The 22,393-nt window shown below is 65.9% G+C and carries 23 protein-coding genes and 4 pseudogenes; 19 read left to right on the top strand and 8 right to left on the bottom strand.

Features of this window, described 5'->3' with window-relative positions:
- Nucleotides 1-33: 33 nt before the first annotated feature.
- The gene (locus OG331_RS51015; RefSeq protein WP_406190781.1) at nt 34-2,670 is read left to right on the top strand and encodes a hypothetical protein; all 2,637 of its coding nucleotides are present in this window, start codon (nt 34-36) and stop codon (nt 2,668-2,670) included.
- Nucleotides 2,671-2,772: 102 nt separating this feature from the next.
- Here the strand turns inward: OG331_RS51015 and OG331_RS51010 are convergent.
- A pseudogene (locus tag OG331_RS51010) lies at nt 2,773-3,354 on the bottom strand (IS6 family transposase); the annotation flags it as partial.
- A gap of 225 nt (nt 3,355-3,579) precedes the next feature.
- Here OG331_RS51010 and OG331_RS51005 point away from each other — a divergent pair.
- Nucleotides 3,580-3,807, top strand: a complete 228-nt coding sequence (locus tag OG331_RS51005; RefSeq protein ID WP_406190784.1) for a helicase associated domain-containing protein — start codon at nt 3,580-3,582, stop codon at nt 3,805-3,807.
- 64 nt (nt 3,808-3,871) lie between these two features.
- Here OG331_RS51005 and OG331_RS51000 read toward each other — a convergent pair whose 3' ends face one another.
- Nucleotides 3,872-4,489: a class F sortase gene (locus OG331_RS51000; RefSeq protein WP_406210864.1), complete on the bottom strand. Its 618-nt coding sequence runs from the start codon at nt 4,487-4,489 to the stop codon at nt 3,872-3,874.
- Between the two features lie 201 nt (nt 4,490-4,690).
- Complete coding sequence (locus OG331_RS50995; RefSeq protein ID WP_406190787.1) at nt 4,691-5,200, bottom strand: hypothetical protein; 510 nt, start codon at nt 5,198-5,200, stop codon at nt 4,691-4,693.
- A gap of 452 nt (nt 5,201-5,652) precedes the next feature.
- Between OG331_RS50995 and OG331_RS50990 the strand changes: the two genes are divergently transcribed.
- Nucleotides 5,653-6,069 carry a helicase associated domain-containing protein gene (locus tag OG331_RS50990; protein ID WP_406190790.1) on the top strand — a complete coding sequence of 139 codons (417 nt, stop codon included), beginning with the start codon at nt 5,653-5,655 and terminating at the stop codon, nt 6,067-6,069.
- A 94-nt stretch (nt 6,070-6,163) separates the two neighbouring features.
- On the opposite strand, the gene OG331_RS50985 is transcribed toward OG331_RS50990, so the two are convergent.
- Complete coding sequence (locus tag OG331_RS50985) at nt 6,164-6,850, bottom strand: transposase family protein (protein ID WP_406190792.1); 687 nt, start codon at nt 6,848-6,850, stop codon at nt 6,164-6,166.
- A gap of 488 nt (nt 6,851-7,338) precedes the next feature.
- Between OG331_RS50985 and OG331_RS50980 the strand changes: the two genes are divergently transcribed.
- Complete coding sequence (locus OG331_RS50980; RefSeq protein ID WP_406209584.1) at nt 7,339-8,547, top strand: PP2C family protein-serine/threonine phosphatase; 1,209 nt, start codon at nt 7,339-7,341, stop codon at nt 8,545-8,547.
- A gap of 349 nt (nt 8,548-8,896) precedes the next feature.
- Here OG331_RS50980 and OG331_RS50975 read toward each other — a convergent pair.
- Both OG331_RS50975 and OG331_RS50970 read right to left on the bottom strand, forming a co-directional pair.
- Nucleotides 8,897-9,593 (bottom strand): annotated as a pseudogene (locus OG331_RS50975) (IS6 family transposase); the annotation flags it as partial.
- Nucleotides 9,594-9,665: 72 nt separating this feature from the next.
- Nucleotides 9,666-9,764: pseudogene (locus OG331_RS50970) on the bottom strand (IS6 family transposase); the annotation flags it as partial.
- 52 nt (nt 9,765-9,816) lie between these two features.
- On the opposite strand from OG331_RS50970, the gene OG331_RS50965 reads away from it, so the two are divergent.
- The 7 genes and pseudogenes from OG331_RS50965 to OG331_RS50935 all read left to right on the top strand — a co-directional run.
- Complete coding sequence (locus OG331_RS50965; protein ID WP_406190795.1) at nt 9,817-10,941, top strand: Fic family protein; 1,125 nt, start codon at nt 9,817-9,819, stop codon at nt 10,939-10,941.
- 97 nt (nt 10,942-11,038) lie between these two features.
- Nucleotides 11,039-11,494 carry a transposase family protein gene (locus tag OG331_RS50960; protein WP_406190798.1) on the top strand — a complete coding sequence of 152 codons (456 nt, stop codon included), beginning with the start codon at nt 11,039-11,041 and terminating at the stop codon, nt 11,492-11,494.
- Nucleotides 11,491-11,697: a transposase family protein gene (locus OG331_RS50955; protein ID WP_406190801.1), complete on the top strand. Its 207-nt coding sequence runs from the start codon at nt 11,491-11,493 to the stop codon at nt 11,695-11,697. The genes OG331_RS50960 and OG331_RS50955 overlap by 4 nt, the downstream gene beginning before the upstream one ends.
- A gap of 741 nt (nt 11,698-12,438) precedes the next feature.
- On the top strand, nt 12,439-12,630 hold the full coding sequence (locus OG331_RS50950; protein WP_406190340.1) for a hypothetical protein: 192 nt from the start codon (nt 12,439-12,441) through the stop codon (nt 12,628-12,630).
- The gene (locus tag OG331_RS50945) at nt 12,627-12,794 is read left to right on the top strand and encodes a hypothetical protein (protein ID WP_406190804.1); all 168 of its coding nucleotides are present in this window, start codon (nt 12,627-12,629) and stop codon (nt 12,792-12,794) included. Before OG331_RS50950 ends, OG331_RS50945 begins: the two co-directional genes overlap by 4 nt.
- Nucleotides 12,791-12,958, top strand: coding sequence for a hypothetical protein (locus OG331_RS50940; protein WP_406190807.1), 168 nt, complete (start codon nt 12,791-12,793; stop codon nt 12,956-12,958). Before OG331_RS50945 ends, OG331_RS50940 begins: the two co-directional genes overlap by 4 nt.
- 75 nt (nt 12,959-13,033) lie before the next feature.
- A pseudogene (locus OG331_RS50935) lies at nt 13,034-13,517 on the top strand (transposase); the annotation flags it as partial.
- A gap of 694 nt (nt 13,518-14,211) precedes the next feature.
- Here OG331_RS50935 and OG331_RS50930 read toward each other — a convergent pair.
- Nucleotides 14,212-14,982 carry a class I SAM-dependent methyltransferase gene (locus OG331_RS50930; protein WP_406190810.1) on the bottom strand — a complete coding sequence of 257 codons (771 nt, stop codon included), beginning with the start codon at nt 14,980-14,982 and terminating at the stop codon, nt 14,212-14,214.
- Nucleotides 14,983-15,408: 426 nt separating this feature from the next.
- Here OG331_RS50930 and OG331_RS50925 point away from each other — a divergent pair, with 426 nt between their 5' ends.
- The 4 genes from OG331_RS50925 to OG331_RS50910 all read left to right on the top strand — a co-directional run bounded on the left by OG331_RS50925 (nt 15,409) and on the right by OG331_RS50910 (nt 17,846).
- Complete coding sequence (locus OG331_RS50925; protein WP_406190813.1) at nt 15,409-15,573, top strand: hypothetical protein; 165 nt, start codon at nt 15,409-15,411, stop codon at nt 15,571-15,573.
- Nucleotides 15,574-15,596: 23 nt separating this feature from the next.
- Nucleotides 15,597-15,743, top strand: a complete 147-nt coding sequence (locus OG331_RS50920) for a hypothetical protein (RefSeq protein WP_406190815.1) — start codon at nt 15,597-15,599, stop codon at nt 15,741-15,743.
- Nucleotides 15,744-15,875: 132 nt separating this feature from the next.
- Nucleotides 15,876-16,589, top strand: a complete 714-nt coding sequence (locus tag OG331_RS50915) for a hypothetical protein (protein WP_406190818.1) — start codon at nt 15,876-15,878, stop codon at nt 16,587-16,589.
- A 342-nt stretch (nt 16,590-16,931) separates the two neighbouring features.
- Entirely contained in the window at nt 16,932-17,846 is a 915-nt protein-coding gene (locus tag OG331_RS50910) for a replication-relaxation family protein (RefSeq protein ID WP_406190820.1), read from the top strand.
- Between the two features lie 255 nt (nt 17,847-18,101).
- Here OG331_RS50910 and OG331_RS50905 read toward each other — a convergent pair whose 3' ends face one another.
- Entirely contained in the window at nt 18,102-18,647 is a 546-nt protein-coding gene (locus OG331_RS50905; protein WP_406190823.1) for a flavoprotein, read from the bottom strand.
- 116 nt (nt 18,648-18,763) lie between these two features.
- Between OG331_RS50905 and OG331_RS50900 the strand changes: the two genes are divergently transcribed.
- The 4 genes from OG331_RS50900 to OG331_RS50885 all read left to right on the top strand — a co-directional run bounded on the left by OG331_RS50900 (nt 18,764) and on the right by OG331_RS50885 (nt 22,373).
- Nucleotides 18,764-19,948 (top strand): helix-turn-helix domain-containing protein, encoded by a 1,185-nt coding sequence (locus OG331_RS50900; protein WP_406190826.1) that lies wholly within the window; start codon nt 18,764-18,766, stop codon nt 19,946-19,948.
- 102 nt (nt 19,949-20,050) lie between these two features.
- Nucleotides 20,051-20,638 (top strand): hypothetical protein, encoded by a 588-nt coding sequence (locus OG331_RS50895; protein WP_406190829.1) that lies wholly within the window; start codon nt 20,051-20,053, stop codon nt 20,636-20,638.
- Nucleotides 20,639-20,920: 282 nt separating this feature from the next.
- The gene (fxlM, locus tag OG331_RS50890) at nt 20,921-22,129 is read left to right on the top strand and encodes a methyltransferase, FxLD system (RefSeq protein WP_406190832.1); all 1,209 of its coding nucleotides are present in this window, start codon (nt 20,921-20,923) and stop codon (nt 22,127-22,129) included.
- A gap of 61 nt (nt 22,130-22,190) precedes the next feature.
- Nucleotides 22,191-22,373 (top strand): FxLD family lanthipeptide, encoded by a 183-nt coding sequence (locus OG331_RS50885; RefSeq protein WP_406190835.1) that lies wholly within the window; start codon nt 22,191-22,193, stop codon nt 22,371-22,373.
- Nucleotides 22,374-22,393 lie beyond the last annotated feature (20 nt).

Below are 22,393 nucleotides of genomic sequence, written 5' to 3'. Positions count from 1 at the left end.
CGTCCGATCGTGACGGCATGAGAGAGGGACGGCATGGAAATCGCATCGCAGGAACCGATACAGAAACCGATAAAGGAATCCAGCCCCCCGACTATCATGATCGGAAATCGAGAATGGAAGAGAAATAAGTCGAAAAACAAGGAATGGAGTTTCTATATTTCGGAGGGCCTGGACTATCATATCTCTGTGGAAATCCTGACGGGCCAGGCGCATGCGTCCCCCGAAGGCGGCGAAGAGGAATTCATGAGACATCGAATTCACGTCTTCCCGGCGGGCAAGGTAGTCAATGTCCCCTTCCAGCTGAAGGAAGCCGCGGACGATTGGCTGAACCTCCGAGAAGCAGACATGCGCGGCACATGCGTAGCCTTCTCCCAGAACTGGGAAAGCGCCATGCAAGGGATGCGCGAAGCTTACGCGGCGGCCAAGAATGCATACAACGCATCCACGTTCAATGTCAAAGACCTCACGGAATCCGAACAGCGAGAATACTTCGCCAAAATAAGGAGGATCAAGAGCACCCTTGCAAAATTGGAGAAGACTGCTCCAGTTGTCGCACCGGTTGAAGGTGTCCCCGGCCTGTGGAAGGTGCATGTCTACGATGCGGATTACATTGTCCCTGCTTCGAAGTTCCTCCCCGCAAAATTCAAAATGAACAAGGACCTGGTGTGGGCCGAGGAAACCTTGCTGATCGCCGAGGGAGATTTCTTTCTGGCGAAGCATCCTGGTGGAGTTCTTTACATCTGCAAGCGTGCAAGCCTGAAGTCATGGATGAAAGCAGAAAAGAGGGATGTGCAGATCATCGCGCTACCTAAATGGGAGTACGCCGACGGCCTGTTGCGATCTCCGCAGGGAGAGCTGTATCGGATACCGCGGGAGAAAATTCCGGATCTGGTGGTCCAGTCCGGCAAGATGAGGAAGTTCACCAACTGTGTGCGGGTGATGATCGATGGCCGAATCATTGCAGTGAACCCGAAAAGCAAGATCGGGCAGATCATAGATGTCGGGAAAGAGAATTCGAGAGCAGTTCAAGAACTGCGGATAGCCAGACGTGAAGGTGCCTTCATCGTTGTCGGGGACACGGAGAATGAACGGATGTGCATCCTCCGGACTGGCAAATGGCCCAAAATGCCGGAGGAGCTGAATTTCTCCGACGGGGACTGGTATAAAATCATGGAACCGGACGGTCTCCACGTGTTCGACGTGAGCAATGACGACTTCTTCATGCTCACAACCCGCACCAACAGGCGCAAGCTGTGGCTGGACTCTCTGCCCTCCCCGACGTTCAAATCACTGCCGCACGGTACATACACCTTCACATTCGCCGGGGTCCAGTACCTGGTGGCCCGCGGAAGGTACAGCGACTTCGTCAAAGCCGCCATGGCCACCAAGGTTCGAACGGGAACCCCTGAGTGCTTCCTTCTCAAAGCACCCGGACACGACAGGAAGGCCGTCGATCCGACACAGATACCGGCCGATCTCCTCAGAACGAAGGACGAGTGGGACAGACTCATCAGGAAGATCCCCACCGCCACCCTGGACGGAAAAGTCCTCAAATTGGTGGTGAGAGACACCGTCCTCATATGGACCACGGAAATACTGCCCTCCGTGGACAGCCCACTCAATGCCATCAACATCGTCAAGGTGACCGTGGATGGCGAGACCATGATCATCAAGCCCGATGCGGCAGACAACGACGTCACAGCGGAGACCGTCGATATTAGGCCGAACAGGCAGCTATGGATATTCGGCATGCCGACAGGGGAGTACATTGCAGCCACCGGAATTGGGAAGGTGACGCTCAAAGGAAGAGAATACAGATACAGAATGTCTGAGGCGACCTGGGACCAAATTGACTACAGCGGACCGTCCATCCCGACCGGATCCTACAATTGCTTCATGCTACAAGAGAAGGGTGCTGAGGACCGTATGCTGGGTCCCATCTCGGCAAAGGACCCCAGGCTTGTCGACATGGCAACGTGGCAGAAGTGGGCAACTAGCCTCCCTAAAGCCAAAACTACCCTGACAGGGCACCCCGTCTACGAGATCGGTGAAGGCCCCGATAAGCGCTACTTCACTTTCGATCCTCGCGTTTACAGAGAACCGGCCGTCAACACGGCGAATTGTATCCTCTTGGTGGTGGGCAAAACGCCCTTCCCCGTGGACCAAGACAGCCCCTCTCTCACTTGGCTGGACTTCACGAAGAAAGGTGATCGCGACATAGCAGGCGAGGAGGTAGTCACCGCCCTGGAAAGAAGAAGAGAGCTGCCAGAGCTGGCCGAGGAGTCAGTGTCCGATGAATCCGCGGATGAAGACCAATCCGACCACCTCTTCGAGGTCGCCGGATACGTACTGGGCAACGCCGGTAACAGGCCGTACGGAGACGAGCCTCCGTGGAGGGACGCCTTCCCTCAACCTGTTGGCCGCTTCCTCGTCCTGACCGTTTCCGTGACAGGCTCCGACGAACCGGCCCTGTACCTGTTCCCCGCCGATGGAACCGACCTGGAGGACCGCGTAAGCACCGGTGATCCGAGCTACTACATGATCCACCAGGAAGACGGAACCTGGGACCTGGCCGTGACGACAGCACAAGGCACGCCGGTATGGCTCGGCGGAGTCAAGATCGACGCCACCGGCCTCCTCGACCTGACCAGTGCGACCGAGAGGCTATAGCCGTACAAGGTGCTGTCACGTTGTCGGGGGCGTGATCGGTTGAGGGCGTGACGGGGGGCGGGGCGGCCTGTGGTTCAGGTCGTGGCGAGCAGGCTCGTGCCGGCCGGTGATGTGGTTCCAGATGGTGAAGCGGATGGTCATTTCGAGGCGGTGGCGGCCGGCTGTCATGAGGTGGCGGTGGGGTCGGAAGTGGGGGTGGGATCCTGGTGAACGCGGTCCGGAACCGTTGTGCTGATCCGACGGACCGGAAGCCTTTCATCACGCGTTCACGCTGCCGGGTGGGCTGGTGGGAGTTCTCCGCCCGATTGTTCAAGCCCTTGTGCAAGCGGTGCTCCACCGAGGGCATCACCTCGCGGTGGGCGGCATCGTAGGAGCGGAGCCTGTCGGTGACGAGCACCCTCGGCACCTGCCCGGTCGTCTTCAGGAGCAGGCGGAAGAAACGCCCGGCCGCAGCCGTGTCACGCCGGCTCTGAACAAGGATGTCGAGCACGCTGCCGTTCTGGTCGACGGCACGCCACAGGTACTTCTGCACACCGTTGACCTTGATGAACACCTCGTCCAAGTGCCACGTGTCACCGGGCTGCGGGCGCCACCGGCGCAGCGAGTCGGCGTAGACCTGGCCGAACTTCAGACACCAGCGGCGCACGGTCTCGTAGGAGACGACGACACCCCGCGCTCGACCATGAGCTCCTCCACCTCGCGGAAGCTGAGCGGGAACCAGAAGCACAACTCTGTCACGTTGCCGGATGGGGCATGGGATGATCTTCGGGGTGTCCGTGTCCGGGAAGGGAAGCCGTCGTGTCACCTGTGGTGCCGTCGTACAGCAACCACCGGTACCCGGTCGAGGTGGCACTGTGTGGGTCTGCTGCGCTTCAGCGAACCGCGCGACCCGCCCTGTTGGCACAGTTCGTGAGCCTGCGAGTGATCGACCCGGAGAACACCTACTGGCGGCGCGGGATCGAGGCGGCCACCCAGTGGTTGCGCGAGAGCGGCGGCGACCAGCTCCGGGTGCCGTACGACTACGTGATGCCCGAGAACGAGGCGGCGGGGGCCGGCTTCCCGCTCGGGGTCTGGCTGGCTGACCAGCGGCGCTACTACAACGCCGGGACGCAACAGGTCCTGGCGGACCGCAGGTAGTGACCTTGACTTGTTGCTCGCAGAGGCGTCCGCTGTGGCGAACCGCACTGCGGGAGGGCTCCTCTCACCTAACCGTTGCGGGCGGCGGCTTGAGTCGTGCGAAGACCACAGTGTTCTCGTTGTACCGCTTCTTGGCGTGGTCGTAACTGCCGCCGCAGGTGATCAGACGCAATTGGGCGTCGGGCGTGTCGGCGTAGACGCGATCGTCCGGGAAATTGTCCCGAGGGAAGTTGTCGATGGCTTCGACGACGAACGTCACCGTAGTGCCCGCCGCGCGGCGGATGCTGATCTCTCGGCCCGGGGACAGGGTACTGAGGCGGGCGAAAACCGCGGGCGCGGTCTTGGTGTCGAGATGGCCGGCGACAATCGCGGTGCCGCGCTCACCCGGGGACGGACCAGCAGCGAACCAGCCGACCAGGTTCGTGTCGTCAGGTGGTGGAGCCTTCAGGTGCCCGGACCGGCCGATAGCCAGTTCGGTGAATGGTGCGTCCACACCGATGCTTGGGATGAGCAGGCGCGTGGGCGCCGAGCGAGACAGCGACGGGCTGCGAGTCGGACCCCCGCCCTCGGCAATGAGTGTGGTCCGCGCGCGGTGACTCGCCACGGGGGCTGGGGCCAGCAGAGAGGGCCCGCTTCCTGAGCCGACCCAACCGAGCACGCACACGGCCAGTACTAGAGGCATGAGACCGGCCAGCAGAAGACCCCGCGGCATAGCGGCCCGCCAAGGTCCCCACGAGTCGACGAGTGAACGGATCCTCATGCCGCAACGCACCCCGATCAGCCAGAATGTGAGTACACCGAATTCGGCGCGGACCAGCGTGCGGCTGCTGCTGTTCAAGGTGAAGCAGTCTGGCCACACGCTGTGCCGCGTCAGGTCATAGGGTCAAGCGGCACCGCGGGCGGAGCGCCGGCGCAGCAAGTACGCTCCCGCCCCCAGGCCTGCCAGAAGTGCCGTCCCGCCAGCCGCCGTCGAGCCAGATGAGGCCAGACCGCCGCCGCCGGTGTGCATGCTGCCCTTGGGCTTGTCCTTGTGCTCGTCCTTGTACTCGTGGTCGCTGCTGTAGGAGTGGTCGTCCTTCTTGTACTCGTCGTCCTTCTTGTACTCGTCGTCCTTCTTTTGCTCGTCGTCCTTCGTGTACTCGTCTTCCTTCGTGTCCCAGTCGTCGCCGTTGACGGTGGCGAGCAGGCCGCCGCCGGTGTGCATGCTGCCCTTGGGCTTGTCCTTGTACTCGTCGTCGCTGCTGTAGGAGTGGTCGTCCTTGTACTCGTGGTCGCTGCTGTAGGAGTGGTCGTCCTCCCGGTCGGCAGCAGTCAAGGCATAGGCGCCAGGGGCTGCGATCGCGAGGGCGGCCGTGGCGGTGGCCGTTGCCAGGAGAGTGCGAGCAGAGCGCATAGAAGATTCCTTCCGTCGCAGCCTGCGTCAGCTGACACGCCGTCTGCTCGTATGACCGCGGCGGCAACGTGCCTACCGTCAGCCAAGGACGCGCGCACCACCACTCGGGCTGGTATCCGGGTGAAGGCCTGTCGGTACGAACGGATGAGGCATGCACCTGTCGCATGGTGAGGAGGTCTCCTCGTGCGGGGCGGGGGCGGCGAGCGGCATGCCCGATCCCCAATTGAGCGCAGAGTCGTTGCGGAAGCCAGCCGAACTTGCAGGCTGTGATGGGAGCCTGGCGGCCCTTCTCGTTCATCCATCGCTCCGGAGCACGCTATGAGTACGGACGAGGAGCGGGTAGCGGCGATAGTGCTGACTTCGAGGTCGGCTGCACACTGGGCCACGGCCCGCAAACCCACAGCGACCACTGACTGAACGTCGTCCGGTCACCGAACCGCGCACCGACCAACATGCCTGGTGCGTGTTCCCGCGCGGTCTCCGGGAGATCTGCGAAATCGCTTGTTTCGCCCTGCTCGGCCAACTGTGGACCGATCTCCCTAAGCACCGCCTCGATATCACCGCTCCTGGAGGCCAGCGGCATCACACCACCGCCGCCCGAGCAGGAGAAGCCCGCCAAGCCGCCCAAGACCAGCTCGGGGGCGTTCGAGCGGGGCGTTGCGGCCCTCGCGCAATACAAGGAGCGGAAGAGGCACGTGACGGTGCCCAGAGGCCACGTAAGAACGGCTGGAAGCGGCACCGAAGTCCGACTCGGAGTCTGGGTCATGAACCAGAAGAGCCGCAGGGAGAAGCTCAACACCGACAAGCTCACCGCGCTCGCCGCCCTTGGACTCAACTGGGCCTCGGCCGGGGTGTTTTCGGCAGGGTGAATGAGAGCCACTCGGACAGTGAGATCGGGAGCCACTGTTTGGGCATCGAAGTTGAGAGCCGCCTGTTCCGACCGGGAGGTCTATTCACGGGGTCTCACCAGCCCTTCTTGTAGAAGGTGAGGGCGGTGACGGTTTTGGCAACGAGGGGGAACTTGGCCAGGGGGCCGCGGTAGCGGGTCGCGAGAATCTTCCAGTCTTTCAGGTGTGCGATCGCTCGCTCGATGGCGGCGCGGAGTCTGCTGATGCTCCCGTTGTAGACGTTGTCGCCAGTGGGACGTTCCTGACCAGGTGGTCTGCGTCTCGCGGTGAGCATGCCGGAGCCCACGTAGCCAAGATCGCCCATGCTCTGCCGTTCCGCGAAGGTTTCCGGGAAGTGGGACCGGCGCCAGGCGTACATGTCGTGCCGGGAGCCCGGGACGGGCTCGGACACCGCGAGCAGGTCCCCGGACAGCGTGGCCGCAACCTGCAGGTTGAAGCCGGTGTCGCGGTGCTTGCCGGAGAACAGGGTGGTGCCTTCGCTCGCCCAGTCCCACGTGGTGACCAGGGTGCCGTCGATGAGCACGATCCGGCCGGCGGAGGCCTCCACGGGATCGGGGACATGCCCGGCGAGGGCCTTCTCCACCACCGGAAGCAGCCCCGTCCACCGCCGGGAAACAGTGGCCTGGCTGACACCGAACAGCTCCGCCGCCGCCTCCTGGACGGGGTTCTGCCGCAGTAGGAACAGCACCAGGACCACCGACCGGTACAGGCCCAGTGACCACATCCGGGCCGGAGACACCACAGGATCAGGATCCGTCATGAGTATCCGATGGACCCGCACCACCAGCCCGTCCAGTTGATCCTTGTCCAACCCTGCCGTAACGTTCCAGCTCAACGGCCCTGCCCCGGTTCACTTCTGACGTTGTCGCAGACATCAGACTACCGAGCAGGGCCGTACTGATGATCAAGGAACCCAGGCGCCCCACCACCCCGTGAATAGGCCTCCGGGTGTGACATGCCGCTTTTGGCGTAATGGGCTCGTAAGGCTGGTCGGCCGCGTCACTCTGTGCGGGTTGATCACCGGTTGGTCAGGACCCGTGTGTACAGATCGCGTAAGTGGGTCTACGAGCGGATCTGCAAGGTGAGCCGGGTCGGCACCAAACCCCCGGGCCCAAGGCCATGCCGCCTGGCGAGCGGCCCCTTGGAGGGACCGCCGCATAGGCGAAACCGGCTCTGCTGTGGTGAAAGGGAGCGGCTGTGGCGGACGGTGGGCGGCGGCATGAGAAGGCCATGGTGGACCGGTCGGAAGGGTTCGGTGAGCGGCTGCTGGGGGTGCTGCTGGACCGGGCGCACGAGATGCCGCCGCAGCTGATCGCCCCGCTGATCGCGGAAGAGGTGGCCAGAGTCGGTGGCCACGACGTCTCGATCCTCCTGCAGGACTACGGACAGCGGGTGCTGGTGCCGCTGCCGGGGAGGCGGCTGACCGTCGGCGAGCCCGAGCCGATCGGTGACTCCCACGCCGGCACGGCTTTCCTGCAAGCGACCCCTGTGGAGGTACCGCAGGCCGACGGCGTCCGGATGTACCTGCCGTTGCTGGACGGCAGCGACCAGGTGGGAGTGATGGCCCTCACCCTGGATACCGCCGATGACGACGACCGGCGGCTGCTACGCAGACTCGCGGGCCTGGTCGCCGACATGCTGGTCACCAAGCACAGCTACACCGACCAGTTCTTCCTCGCCCGGCGCCGCGAACCGATGAGCGTGGCCGCGGAAATCCAGTGGTCCCTGCTGCCGCCAGTGGCCATGTCCACTCCGCAGGTCGCGGTGGCCGGAATCCTCGAACCCGCTTACAACGTCGCCGGAGACAGCTTCGACTACGCCCTCAACGACGACATCCTGCACGTGGCTACCATCGACGCGATGGGCCATGGCCTGGACGCCGCCAATATGGCGACCGTCGCCATCGGCGCTTACCGTCACGCCAGACGCGCCGACATCGGCCTGTCCGAGATGTACGCCTTCATGGACCGGGCCATCTCCGACCAGTTCGGGCCCGACCACTTCGTCACCGCGCAGATGATGCGCCTGAATGTCGCAACCGGCCACCTTCAACGGGTCAATGCGGGCCACCCGGCACCGCTGCTGATCCGCGATCACCAAGTCGTCCGGCAGCTGGAGAGTGCGACCACCTTGCCGGTCGGCTTAGGCGGTGAACAGCCCCGGATCAGCGAGCAGACCCTGCAGCGTGGCGACCGGGTGCTGTGCTTCACCGATGGCCTGATCGAGGAGCACGAAGCCGGCGGGGAGCAGTTCGGCGTGGAACAACTCATCGACTGGGTCAACAGCATCGAGCGAGCCGAGAAGGGAGTGCGGGCGGTGGCGCGCTCTCTCTCCCACGCCTTGCTGGAGGAACGGGGCGGCACGACCAGCGACGACGCAACCCTCTTCCTCATCGAGTGGCGCGGGGGCGCTGCCGACCACCTCGCCACCCTGGACTGAGCCGAAGCCCAAGACACTTCGCCCCCGCCGCAGCCGAGCGCCGCACCACAATTGACGAAGTCCACGGCACGCAGCTCCCGCTGCCCGGCCATGGCGGTCCACTCACCACGGACCGCCATGGGCACTCCCTGACCGAGCCACACGCGAAGCCGGGCCCCTCACGACCCATGCCAGTCCGGGACACGGCCCGAGGGGACCCAGGATCACTGCCCCGTTGGGCTCCACTCCCGCCGATGCACTCCCAGGGCGTTGTCACATTGTCGGCGGCGCGATCGGTTGACGATGCGCCAGGATGTGTTGGGCCGGGAGGGCTCCGTTGTTCAGGCTGTGGCGGGCAGGCTCGTGCCCCGCCGGTGATGTGGTTCCAGATGGTGAAGCAGATGGTCATTTCGAGGCGGTGGCGGCCCGGCTGTCGTCAGGTGGCGGTGGGGTCGGAAGTGGGGTGAGATCCCGGTGGACGCGGTCCGGATACCGTTGTGCTGATCCGACGGACCGGAAGCCTTTCATCACGCGTTCACGCTGCCGGGTGGGCTGGTGGGAGTTCTCCGCCCGATTGTTCAAGCCCTTGTGCAAGCGGTGCTCCACCGAGGGCATCACCTCACGGTGAGCGGCATCGTAGGAGCGGAGCCTGCCGCTAACGAGCACCCTCGGCACCTGCCCGGTCGTCTTCAGGAGCCGGCGGAAGAAACGCCCGGCCGCAGCCTTGTCACGCCGGCTCTGAACAAGGATGCCGAGCACGCTGCCGTTCTGGTCGACGGCCCGCCACAGGTACTTCTGCACACCGTTGACCTTGATGAACACCTCGTCCAAGTGCCACGTGTCACCGGGCTGCGGACGCCATCGGCGCAGCGAGTCGGCGTAGACCTGGCCGAACTTCAGACACCAGCGGCGCACGGTCTCGTAGGAGACGACGACACCCCGCGCTCGACCATGAGCTCCTCCACCTCGCGGAAGCTGAGCGGGAACCGGAAGTACAACCACACACAGTGCGAGATCACCTCCACCGGGTACCGGTGGTTGCTGTACGACGGCGGCACATCCGGCACGGCCGGCTCCCCTCCCCCAAGGCATCAACCCGAAGGTCATCCCAACCCCGTCACCGACAACGTGACAGTGCCCCGCCGGCGCAGGCTGCTGGCGTGGGCCTGCCCGAACTTCAGACACCACCGCCGGACCATCTCGCAGGAGACGATCACGCCGCGCTCCAGCATCAGCTCAGTAAAGATTTCTTACCGCTGTACCACCGAAAGGATGAAACTCCGATGCTACGTGTGTCGTAGCATCGAGCGTGCTGTTCACCACACCTCCCCTCACCTCGGACGACCGCCGTGTCATCGACGAGATCGAGGCACTCCGTACCGAGTTCCGTCACCGGCTCGCCCAGCCCCGCCGCTGGGAGGGGCAGCTCCGTCGCTCACCGCGGCCGCGGTCCGGGGGTCAACCCATATCGAGGGCTACACGATCAGTTCCGAGGACGCCGAAACTCTGATCGCCGGCGGGGACATCTCCCCCGAGACCAACGAGGCCACCCGTAACGCCGTCATCGGCTACCGCGACGCCCTCACCTACGTCCAGCACGCCGCGGAATTCCAGATCTTCGCCTGGGACCACACCCTGCTCTCGGCCCTGCACTTCATGATCGCCAGGGGCGTCGACCGCGACGTGCGCCCCGGCGAGTACCGCACCAGCGGCGTCTGGGTCTCCGGCGGTCCGGGCCGTCCACCGGTCTACACCGCCCCGGACCCCGAGCAGGTCCCCGAATTGATGGGCGAGCTCGTCCACTGGCTCGCCGAAGGGGACCTGGACGCCCCGGCCCTCGTACGGGCCTCCATGGCGCACTTCAACCTTGTCTCCATCCACCCCTGGCGCGACGGTAACGGCCGGATGTCCCGCGCCGTCCACACCCTGGTCCTGGCGCGCGAGGGCATCCTCGCCCCCGAGTTCTCTAGCATCGAGGAGTGGCTCGGCACGGACGAGTACAACACCCGCGAGTACCACGCAGCCCTGCGCGATGTCCGTACCTCGTGGCAGCCGGAGCGTGATGCCGCCTCCTGGATCAGGTTCTGCCTCACCGCCCACCACCTCCAGGCCCAAGAAGTGCAGCGCCGTTTCGAAGCGGCGGCCCGGCTCTGGTTCCTCCTGGAGCGCCTCGCCGAGCAGCACCGACTCGACGAACGCACCGTCTCCGCCCTGTACGCCGCCACCCAGGGGCACCTGCGGCGCACCACCTACCAAACTGGAATCCCTCACCCGCGACCAGGCTCTGGCCGACCTCCGTACCCTGCGCCGCCTGGACCTCATCGAGTCTGTCGGCCACGCCCGCACCCAGCGGTACACCGGCGGCTCTGTTCTCCGGGAGATCCGCGGCAAGGTGCATGCGGAGGTCCACACTGATCTGTACCGCGAGCCTTACCGTCAGCCGTGAGGTGCCGGTCTATCAGGATTTACAGAGCTTGGTCATGGTGATCGCGTCCTGTGAAGCTGGCCGACAGTGCCGACTACGTCCGTACGACCGGGCCCGGTGCACCTGGTCTACCTGCGCAAGCACGACACCCTCGAACAGATCGCCGCAAGCTTCGGCATCAGCACGGCCACTGCCTGGCGCTACGTGAACCACACGATCGAGCAACTCGCTATCCACGCACCCTCGTTGACCGAGGCGCTCACCAGCCATCATGCGGACGGGTACCTGCTGCTGGACGGCACCGTGGCGGAGTCCGACCGGGTGGCAGCTGCCGGCCACTACTGCGGCAAAGTCCACCGCGAGGGCATGAATCTGCAGGTCATCACCGCGGAAGACGGAAAACTGCTGTGGATCTCGCCCGCTCTGCCCGCCGGCACCCACGCCGTAACGGCCGCCCGCAAGCACGCTATCGTCAACACCTGCGCGCAACAGGACCTCGAGGTCCTCGCGGACAAGGGATACGTCGTGCCGACGGCACTGTGATCACCCCGGTCAACCGCCGCCCGAAGGCGGAACTGCCCGACAAGCACCAAGCCTCGAACAAGGTCCACGCAGCACTGCGCGCTCCCGTCGAGCGGCCCATCTCCCGGATCAAGCAATGGCGGATCTGCCGGCACGCCCGCATCAGCCCGAACAGACTCGCGTCAGCAGCTACCGCGATTCTCACCCTCATGATCTACACGTGAAAAGGCTCCTGGCGTGTGCGGCGGCACCAATTGGCAGTGCCATTCTGCCCACTGACGCACCCGAATGGGCACAGCGATGAGGAGGCAGCTGACTAGCATGAGATGAACATGCATTCCGCCTCGAGAGCAGGCACAGCATGGAAATCTTGGACGAAACGAGATGGCGCTTCTTGAATAACTGGGAGCAGTAGCGGGGAGCCGCGACAGAGGGCGTCGATACGCTTGCGGCATCCTTGAATGGCCCTGGCACGCCAAAGCCTGCCGATGTGCTCGATTGGCTTCGTCAGATCGCAGGGTCGCCGATCGTTGATGGCGTCCCGCCAGGACGAGGTGTAGGGGATCAAGGCACTGGAATCCGCAGGCCAGGGACGGTGACTCGGCCCGACCGGGCACCCAAATCGCCCTACCAGGAGGCTTCGTGGAATGCCACCTCCACACAGATCTCCCTGGACCTCGAACCCGGAGCGCCCAGCGCTTGATCCCTTACACCACGTTGCGGGACACGACCCGATCGTTCCCTTTGACCTGCGAAATCCCACCGGGATGGAGTAAGTATTGGAGGGGTGCGGAGTGGGCTAGGTGGCTGACCAGCTTGTCAGCATGCGTACGTCCAGGCGAGGCATCGGCAAGTACGGCGACCTGGACGGGACATACGAGTTCGAGGGACCAAGAAAATCTCGGAGCGGGTCTCGGTAAGTGCAGCAGCCGCACCGCCGAGATGGCCGCCAAGAACCCCGAGCGATGGGCAAGGATAAAATGAGAAAGAAACTAGCGGGCGAAATGGCCCTGTTGCACGCCAACGGGATGAAGTGGGAGGCCATGCTTGACGTCTACGCCAACCGCCTGGCCGATGAAATCGCCGAGGCCTTCAATAAGGACCCCGACAATTTCGGGGTGGCCGCCTGTGACGCACTACTGAGGAGAGACGAATGACCGAGTTCAAAGCAGAGGACCGCGTGCGGTACCAGGGCGACAAGGGGACGGTAGTGAAGTTCATCCCCGCCCAGGGCAACTTCATGGCTGTCTGCGTCGTCGACTTCGACAAAGGGGTGCGGGGCACAGTGCGCGCCACGGACGTGAGGGTGGAGGAATCATGACCGACTGCGACTGCCAGTACAGAGACAGGCGCAACGCGGAGAGCGAGTGTATCGCCCGCGCCGTCGAGGAGCTGTATCGACAGGATGCGGCGGGCCATGCCGTCCGCCGTCGAGAAGAAGGCTTCGTACCTCAACGGATGGAAGGCTGCCATGGCTGCGGCTGAGCGCCGTTGAAGACACCGTTCATATCAGGCTTCTGCTACCAAGGGCCGTGGCCCAATCACCCCGCCTGCAAAAGGGACGGCCGGCCAAAGGGCATGCGACAGATCGTTCGGAAGGAACGACCGCACCCCGGGCCCAGCTGAGGATCACGGACGCCGATGGCATGCGGATCGCGTGCTTCGCCACCAACACGACCGGCCGGCCCATCGCCGCACTCGAACTCCGCCACCGCCTGCGGGCACGGGCCGAGGACCGCATCCGGGCTGCCCGCGCCACCGGCCTGCGGAACCTGCCCCTGCACGACACCGCGTAGAACAGGGTCTGGCTGGAGATCGTCCAGATCGCACTCGAGCTGCTGGCCTGGATGCCGATGCTTGCGCTGAACGTGAAGGCCCCGGCTCTGGGAGCCCCGTCGCCTGCGGCTCCGCCTGTTCAGCCCGGCCCGGCCAGCTCGTCACCACCGGCCGCCGCCAGATCCTCCGCCTCGCCCGCCACTGGCCCTGGACCAATGTCGTCACCAGCGCCCTCGAACGGCTCCACAAACTGCCCAACCCAGTCTGACCAGTAGTTTTCCCGTCCCTGCGAGCAGCACCATCGTCTCCGGAACAGTGGAACCCGGCGCCCACCCGACACGTCAGTCGGGCTACTGGCCTGCCCACCAGCAGCCATGGAACGCGTGACGGTCTGCCGACTCCGTCGGCAGACCGTCACGAAAGATCGAGGCGAGGGTGAGGGCGTGGCCTGCCTCTCACTGCCTTTCACCGCCCCCAGCTCAGGCCGGACAGGCCCCCACACTCCCAGCGCGGCGGCCGACCGGCCGACGCGCAACAACCACCCACATCGCCCCCGATCCCCGAAGCACGCCGCGCCGTCCCAGCCCCGCCCCCACCCTTTCTCTCATTCGGGCAGGGAGAGCGGCGGCAGAGGGGATGTCAACAGGCGTACCAGGGCTGATTGTTGGGTTGATCTGGGGTGATGTGGAAGCCGGCTTCGAGGCCACGCAACATCTAACGCAACCCCTACCGCAACCCCCTGGCGCAACATCTAGCGCAACTTCCAGCGCAACAGGGGTTCCCACAGAACCGGCGCACTGCGGGTGTCGCCCGTGCAGTTGGCCAGGTCCGGCCGTTCTTCGAGCTGGGTTGGACTGTTGGCGTGCGCGGCCACACTGTCCGAGCTGGTGGCGGATCAGCTCGCGGTCACGGTGGCGCGGACGTTGGTTCCGTGGCGCTCCGGCCCGGTGCTGGGGCACGGCTCACCGCCCCCGGGAGAGGAAGAGGTCACTGAACAGGGCCATGGAGATGCCGCCCCCGTGGGCGTTCAGGACCTGGGCAGTCTCAGCGAGGGCCTGCTCACGCCGGCCGGAGGGCAGGACGCGATAGCGCGAGAGCGAGGCCAGATATCCCAGGTAGTGGTCAGTGTCGTAGTACTGGTCCTGCCGGTACCGGACGGCACGAAAGTCCGTGAAACGGCCGTCGCGGCGGCACTCGTCCTCCGGCCAGCCGGACGGCAGCCCACCCCACCTCCCGGGCACCTCGCCGAAGGAGGACGCCAGCTCACTGTGCGGTGCACCGGCAATCCCGTGGCGACCGTCGACATCGGCCAGCGCAGCGTGCAGATCCGTGTCGTGGACCCCCTGCGGGTTCCAGAACAACGCCACCGCGCCGCCCGGCGCAAGGGCATCGTGCACCAAGCCCCAACGCCGCTCCGGATCTGTCCAGTGCCAGGACGTAGCAGCGAAGACCAGCCCGAAACCACGCTGTTCCGGCTGCCAGTCCTCGAAAGCGCCGACATGCAGCCGCACCCCGGGACAATTCACGGTGTTGCGGCGCAGTACCTCTGCCATACGTGGGTCAGGCTCGATGCACACCAGCGGCGTGCCCGCCGCTGCGAACAGCACCGTCGCCTTGCCGGTCCCCGCGCCGACCTCCACCGCCGCACGGTCACCCAAAGCCGCGTACGACAGCACCTCCGCAACCAGAGCATCCGAATATCCAGGGCGAGCAGCATCGTAGAGCTCAGCCACCTCGCCAAATACCTGACTACGTGCCATGTCGACCCCACACTGCACAGTCATCCACGCCCCTTCGACGCCCCGATGGCAAACGGCAACCCTATCGAGGACAACGAAAGCCGCTACCACCTGCAACTGCTAGCCGGCGACCTGCAGCCGAGGACGAGCAGTCCAGGGCGAGTAGCCTCTGAGCTGCCTGGTGGATCACCGCCCTGATCCGGCAGTCCGCAGCCTGCGGGCCACTCGAGCCCGGCATCGTCTGCCGACGACGGACCGCGATTCACCGCTTTGCAGGAGCAGTCCGGGCGCCCTGAAGACGGAGCGTCGCAGTGAGGCCGACATAGCGCACCACGACCGCCGGTAACCGCAACGGCCACGCCCGCTTCCCCTGCGCATTCGGGGCGCCTCGGGCCTTACCTGAAAGGCATACTGCTGCTGATGACGAGCCAGCGCATCCTTGACCTCGCTGCGGCGGCACCGGCCAGCCAGGACGAGGATCTGGTGCGGCTCCTGAGCGAGGCGAACGAGTTGTACCAGCGCGGCCTTGAGGATCTGCACCAGGATGTGGCAGCGCGTCTCGCCGGCTGCCCACCACGGATCTAATGCTCGCCGCGCAGACAGCCGGCATGCCGTGTGATGCCTCGCAGGACCGCGACGAGGTAATCCTGCTGCTGGCCCTGGTCGAGTGGGAGATGACACCGGCCGCCATCGCCTACGCGGAGATGGCCAAGGACGCCGCGCGCCGCGGTATCTGCTTGATCCCCGAGGAGTAAGGCGAGCCGCGAGCGCAGCCCCACGGCAACGACCTTGAGCCGCGGGCTGGACGCCCAACCTGAACTCCTGCCATTATTTGCTTTGCGGGTCGGGCTGGCCGGCTCGCTGCTGACAGGACGGACGGTTCTGCCGTGACCTCGGGCGATGAGCCTCGCCTGGCTGACGCTGCCGAGATCGCGGCTGAACAGGGCCTGACTCCCTCCAGGATCAGCGGCCTCTACACCGGGCAGGAGCAGAACGCGGCCGGCGAGACCTTCCCCGAGCCCGTCGACAAGCGCGGCCGCGCTCGCCTGTGGGACCACGCGGAGGTCACCGAGTGGTTCGCGCACCGCGCGCCGGCACGGCTCGCTGAACACACACCGCCCTCTCTGGACCCGGAGACGCTGCTGAACGCCGCGGACGCCTCGAGGTATCTCGGCTACAAGAACTCCAACCAGGTCACCACCTTCGTGCGCGACCACCCCGGCTACTTCCCCGAACCAGACGTCGTCGAAGTGAAGGGCACGGCCGAGAACCCCTACCGCCGGCAGCTGTGGAAGGTGCAGACCCTCAAGGAGTGGATGGCCACCCGGCCCGGCCGCGGAAGACGCGCCGGGGCCAAACAGTCGCCGCCCCTGCCCGACGTTCCCGTCGACGGCGACCCCGACGAACTCCTGGGAGCGAGCCAGGCGGCCGCCCTGCTGGGGTTCAAGAGCATCGGCTCCTTCTCCAGCAGCCTGTCCCAGGGCAACCTTCCGCTGTTGAAGACCACGGACGGTGTCACCGAAGCAGGGCGCCAGAAGGGACGCCGGCGGTGGACACGCCGGCGCATCCTCCAGCAGGCCGCCCAGCGGTCCAGGAAGTAGAACCTGCGGTGAACGCGCCTGCGCTCACCGCCCCAGATACGCGGCAGCCGGTTTGGGGAGTTGGTCCCTTGCGGGCCGGATGTCGCACGATGGCCGGCATGGCGTGGCTCGCCACCACGCCCCGCAGCAGCATCAGCTGCTGCGGACCGGCCATCGCCAAACTTCCGACATCGCCTCCGTGGGCGCATCCGCCGCGGTCACGATGTCCCATCGCGCACTCTCGTGGCCGGCGGTGGGCACGCCCGACCACCGCCCCGACCACGCGATCGTTCTTGTGTCGTAACCGTGGTCGGGGTCTCTTGGTCGGGGCTCGGGTCGCAGTGGACGGGTTGCCTGCTTCCCATGACTCGTTCCCCATCACGTGCCCCGGCCGCAGAGTTGGCCCCCAGCCCTGCCGAACCGTTGCGCCTGCAGGTCCTGACCGCGCTCGCCCTGCACCGCATGGCCACGACCAGCCAGCTGCGCCAGATGCTCCGGCCGGACAGCTCCCGCCAGCTGTTCTCCCGCGTGCTGAACAAGCTGCGGGATGCGGGCTTCGTCGACCTCACCCCGCTGTCGGGCAAGGACCGTTCACGTACGCACGCCTGGTACCTCACCCCCGAAGGGGCACGCCTGACCCGCGACCTCCCTGCCCTGCGGGGCCGCCCGCCCTACCCCATCACCTCAACCACCGCAGCATCGCTGAAGACGCCCCACACGCTCACCGTGGTCCGCACCCATCTGCCCTTTGCAGCAGACGCCCGCAGACTCGGACACGAACACGGCCCGTGGGACTGGACCCCGGAAGTAGCTCACCCCATCGGCGAAGGAGAACGGCTCGTAGCCGACGCCGTCATGCACTACACCGTCACCGGCAGCGAACACCGGCTGAAACTGCGCGCGTTCGTAGAGGTCGACCGCACCACCATGAGCAGCGAACGCCTGGCCGTGAAACTGATCGAGTACGCCAGACTGTTCCGGTACGAAGCCCAACCCGTCGGCCGCCACAGGCAGGCTTCCGCCGGCCCGGCGTGGCTGCGCTGGTACCCCGTCTACCCCCGCGTCCTCTTCATACTCACCGGCGCCCCCCGGCCCAGACTGAGGAACCGGATCAGCGATCTACAGGCGATGACCGCTCAGCACCCACTCGTCGCCGCCCTCGCCCGCGAAGTCCCACTCGGAGCCACCGTCCTCGAAGACATCGAACACCACGGCCCCTCGGCGAAGATATGGGTACCGTTAGCTGGGGGCCAGCCCCGCCCCTGGACCCACTTGTGATCACAAGGCCCCACGCCAAGAAGGCCACCGACGGTTTCGGATATGCCTCACTCCTGCTCGGGAGACGACGACTCGTCCTGCAACAGCCACTCCCCACGCCGCCCGCTCCTCATCCGTAAGCCGCCCGCCCGGATGCGGCCAGAGCGCGCGAACGTCCTCGTTCACAGCCGCAGCAGAGCGCAAGACGCCCGGGCGCTGAGAGGAGGGGGACATGGCACAAGGCTCTCGCCCCGGGCACCGGATCACTTACGGCTGTCATGGCCTTTCCGCAATCCGTTCGGCGGCGTCCAGCGCCAGGTGCCACGGGTACGCATTCGGCTTCCCCGAGCCCGGCTGGTTCGGCACGAACCCGCCCTCCCCGAACAGGACTTCGACGCCCATCTCCCGCAGCTCGGCGACGCTCCGCTCGAAACGACGGTGCTGCACGTAAGCGGCATTCACACACGGCATCGCCACCATCGGGATGCCCTTGCCGATCCCCTCGGCGACAACCCCGACGACGAAGTCTCGAGTGATGCCGAGCGCCCACGCGTTGACGGTGTTGAAGGTGGCCGGCGCCACCAGGATCACGTCCGCCTTCGGCCACACGTCCGGCTCACCAGGCTGCTTGTACTCCCACCGCACCGGGTTCCCCGTCAGAGCGGCCAGCCCGTCGAGGCTCTCGTCCAGCCAGCTCGCCGCGGTCGGCGTCAATCCGAGGCACACGTCGAAGCCGCGACGCTGAGCGTCCTCGACAACCTTCGCCACGTCGAAGACGGGGGGCGCAGCCGAGCCGAACAGGTACAGAGTCCGTGAGGTCATGCGGGCAGTGGATCACATGCAACCGCCCCCGATCCAGATGGAGTCGAGGGCGGACGCCTGCCCCGCGCCCTGCTGCGCGGGTACCGTTCCAAGTGGCCTTAGGAACGGAGACGAGTATGCCCAACCGGGACGACGACAGCACGGGCGCCCGCATCCGCGAACAGCGGAAACTGGCCAGGCTCACGCAGCGCGAACTCGCCGACCGCATCCCCTATTCGTATGGCCTGCTCAACTCGGTCGAGTGCGGCCTGCGCCCAGCAACCAGCGACTTCGTTGCCGCCGTCGCTCACGCCCTCAAGATCGACGTCACCACCCTCACGGGGCAGCCCTACGTGACCGAATTGCAGCGCGACCGGCTCGCCGAGCTCGTCCGGCCGATTCGTGAAGCCCTCGACCTGTACGACCTCGGAGTGAACCCAGACCTGAGCACCCGGCCGACGCCCGCGCTCATTAAGGAGGCGGACCGGCTGTGCTCCGAAGTTCGGGCCACACATCTGCGCAACGCCGCACGAGCACTGCCGGGAACGATCGCCGAACTCACCTACACCGCCTGGGCGCAGCCGTCCACGGAACTGTGGCAAGCTCTCGCGTCGACGTACCGCACCGCCCACGACATCACCGTCAAGCTCGGCTACTACGACCTATCTGCCGTCGCCCTGGACCGGATGGCGTGGGCCGCCGAACGCGCATCCGATCCCTGCCTGGGCGCGGTCCGCCAGTACATGCGCGCGCTCGTCTACTTCCGGGAGGGCGAGTACACGATCGGGCAGCGCCTGATCTCCTCAGGCCAATGCATCGTCGGTGCCGCGGACCCCACCCGCGAGGCGCTCGCCGTCACCGGCCAACTGCACCTCGGAGCGTCCGTCATCGCGGCGCGGGCCCGGCAGACGAGCACCGTCGTCGACCACATCTCGGAGGCCCGGCAGATCGCGACGCGGATCGGCGACTCCTCCGACGTCCACTGGCTCAGCTTCGGCCCGACGAACGTCGCGCTGCACAGGATGTCTGCCGCGGTGGAGATGCGCCACTACGACGCCGCACTGAAGCAGTCCCGGAAGATCAAGCTTCCGCCGTCGCTCGCCACCAGCCGGCGCGCCCACTTCTTCATCGACCGGGCGCGCACGGAGATGGAGACCGGACATGCGGAGGCCGCGCTGCGGTCCCTTGTAGACGCCCGGCATGCGGCACCGGAGCAGACCCGCTATCACCCCGGCGCCCGCGAGACGATCAGCGGCCTGGTGCATCTGTCCCGGCGGACGCCGGACACGCTCCACCACATGGCTGCCTGGATCGGTTTGTAGGTGCGCCTACAACGCCTACATATGTGTAGGCGTTGTGCCCCATGCCAGCCCCTACGGTCACAGATGTTGAGACAGACCACGCGTGACCGGGGAGACGTGCGCATGAGCGACCACAGCGAGCAGGCGTTACGGCCGGTACAGACCGCGCCCGGGATCCTCGTTCACCCTGCATCAGACCGACGCCTCGCGGTCGAACACTGGCTGCTTTCCACGCTCCCCGCCACCGGCCGCGCTCGAGCCCGTGTGGCATGGCGAGAGCAGGGCGTCGCCATGCTGCCGCTCGGATGCCTTTTCTCAGCCGTCCGACTCCCGGGCCCCCTCGTCATGGCCCTCGCCAACACCGTCGTGCCCCACGAAATCGACGCCTTCCTCAACAGCGCGCTCGACGGCGGCCCGGTCATCTGCGACCCGCGCAACCCCCGCTACTACGCGCTCGTGCCCGCCAGCACACCCCGCACGTACCGCGAGAAGGCAGACTTCGACGACTGGCGCGCCATGGACGTCGACGTCCTCGGCAGCGGCACACTGCTCGGCGTACCACCCGTCGATGCTGAAGAGTTGGACGCTGCCACCCGCGCCTCGTACTGGTCGGTGCCGATGGAATCGGCCTCAGTGCTGTGCCGGCCGCTCCTCGTCGGCCGTCTGATCGGCGCAGGCCGGGAGAAGCTCGACGAGGGGCTGGACGCATGAACCGCCCTACGGCGAGCGCCACACGGTGCGCACCGAACAGTCCGCTGGACGGACCGCGGGCTACTGCTGGGCGGAGCAACCGACCGAGCCATTGCGGTGCACGCAGCCACCTGGCCACGAGGGCCACCCGCACTGGCACACGTACACCAAGACGAGTTGGTTGTGACAGCTCAGCCGCTGTGCCATGCAGCGCAGGCGTCTATACGCCACTCCCACCGGCCTCGATGTGACCGAGGCTGCCACCGACGAGCCCCAAAACCCCAACAGAATCCAGGTAATCGAATGACTGCGATTGACGACTCGACTGTTCGCGAGCCCGACGCACTACGTGCGGACATGGTCCGGGCGCTCCGTGACCAGGACGCGATCACGTCCGAGCCTGTCGCCGCCGCCTTCGCCGTGGTTCCCCGGCACCTGTTCGCACCGGCCGCGCCCCTCGGCCTCGCCTACGACCTCCACAGCACCGTTGCGGTCAAGAAGGACGAACACGGCCTGGACATCAGCGTCATGTCCGCCGCTCATCTCCAGGCCGTGATGCTGGAGCAGGCCGGCATCGAGCCCGGCATGAAGGTCCTGGAGATCGGTTCCGGCGGCTACAACGCCGCGCTCATCGAGGAACTCGTAGGCAGCGACGGCGTGGTCACCACAGTCGACATCGACCATGACATCGTCGACCGCGCCCGCCTGTGCCTGGACGACGCCGGGTACGGCCAAGTGAAGACGGTCCTCGCCGACGGCGAGACCGGGGTGCCGGACGGCGCCCCGTATGACCGGATCATCGTCACCGCGGCAGCGTGGGACATCCCTCCGTCGTGGATCAGCGAGCTCAAGGACAACGGCCGGCTCGTCGTCCCGCTGACCGTACGCGGCACCACCCGCTCGATCGCGTTCGACCGCGACGGCAAGGACCTGATCAGCCACTCCTACCGTCTGGCGCGCTTCGTACCCATGCAGGGTGAAGGAGCCGCCAAGGAAGAACGCAAAGCAATGCTGCGGGACGGCGTCGCCGTCCAGACCGACGACGAGCAGGTACTCCTCAACACGCAGGCACTGAACCGCGCCCTGGACACTCCCAGGCTGGAGCACTGGTCGGGCGCGGCCTACGACCTGCCCGACGAGCTGGAGCTGTACCTCACGCTCAACCTGTCGAGCACCGCCCGGCTGCACGCGTCCAAGGACGTCGTCGACAGCGGGCTCGTCGACGCATCAGCCCTGCTCGGTGTGCCAGCCCTGGTCAGCCAGGACAGCATCGCGTACCGCACCCGCCGCGAGAACCAGGACACCGGGGGCTTCGAGAGCGGCGTGGTCGCCCACGGCCCGCAGGCCGAAGCTCTCGCGGCCCAGTACACAGGCCTACTCCGGTGCTGGGCCAAGAACCACCGCCGTCGGGGAGCAGCCACGATCAGGTACCTGCCGGGTCCTGCCCCGTCATCTCCGCTCCAGGTCACCGTGCAGAAGCGGCACGGCATCCTCGCGGTGTCCTGGCACTAAGCCTCCGGGGCCCACTCCCGGGCCCCGGCACGCACCATCCCCTAATGCCGAGGAGGCATGCATGACCGTTCAACTGGACCACCCGATTGCTCCGCCGGTCGCCGGACAGATAGCGCCCGGACCAGACCCCTTCGAGCTGGACATCACGATCGTCGAAGGCGGCCCCGCCGCTGACCAGCTCATCCGTCTGACCAACGACGGCTGCGGCTCGACGTGCGCGTCCGCATGCACGAGCTGCCCGTAACAGCACCAGACCGCGATTCT

Source organism: Streptomyces sp. NBC_01017, from assembly GCF_045162795.1.
GTDB lineage: Bacteria > Actinomycetota > Actinomycetes > Streptomycetales > Streptomycetaceae > Streptomyces > Streptomyces machairae.
This window is presented reverse-complemented; position numbering and strand designations above follow the sequence as displayed.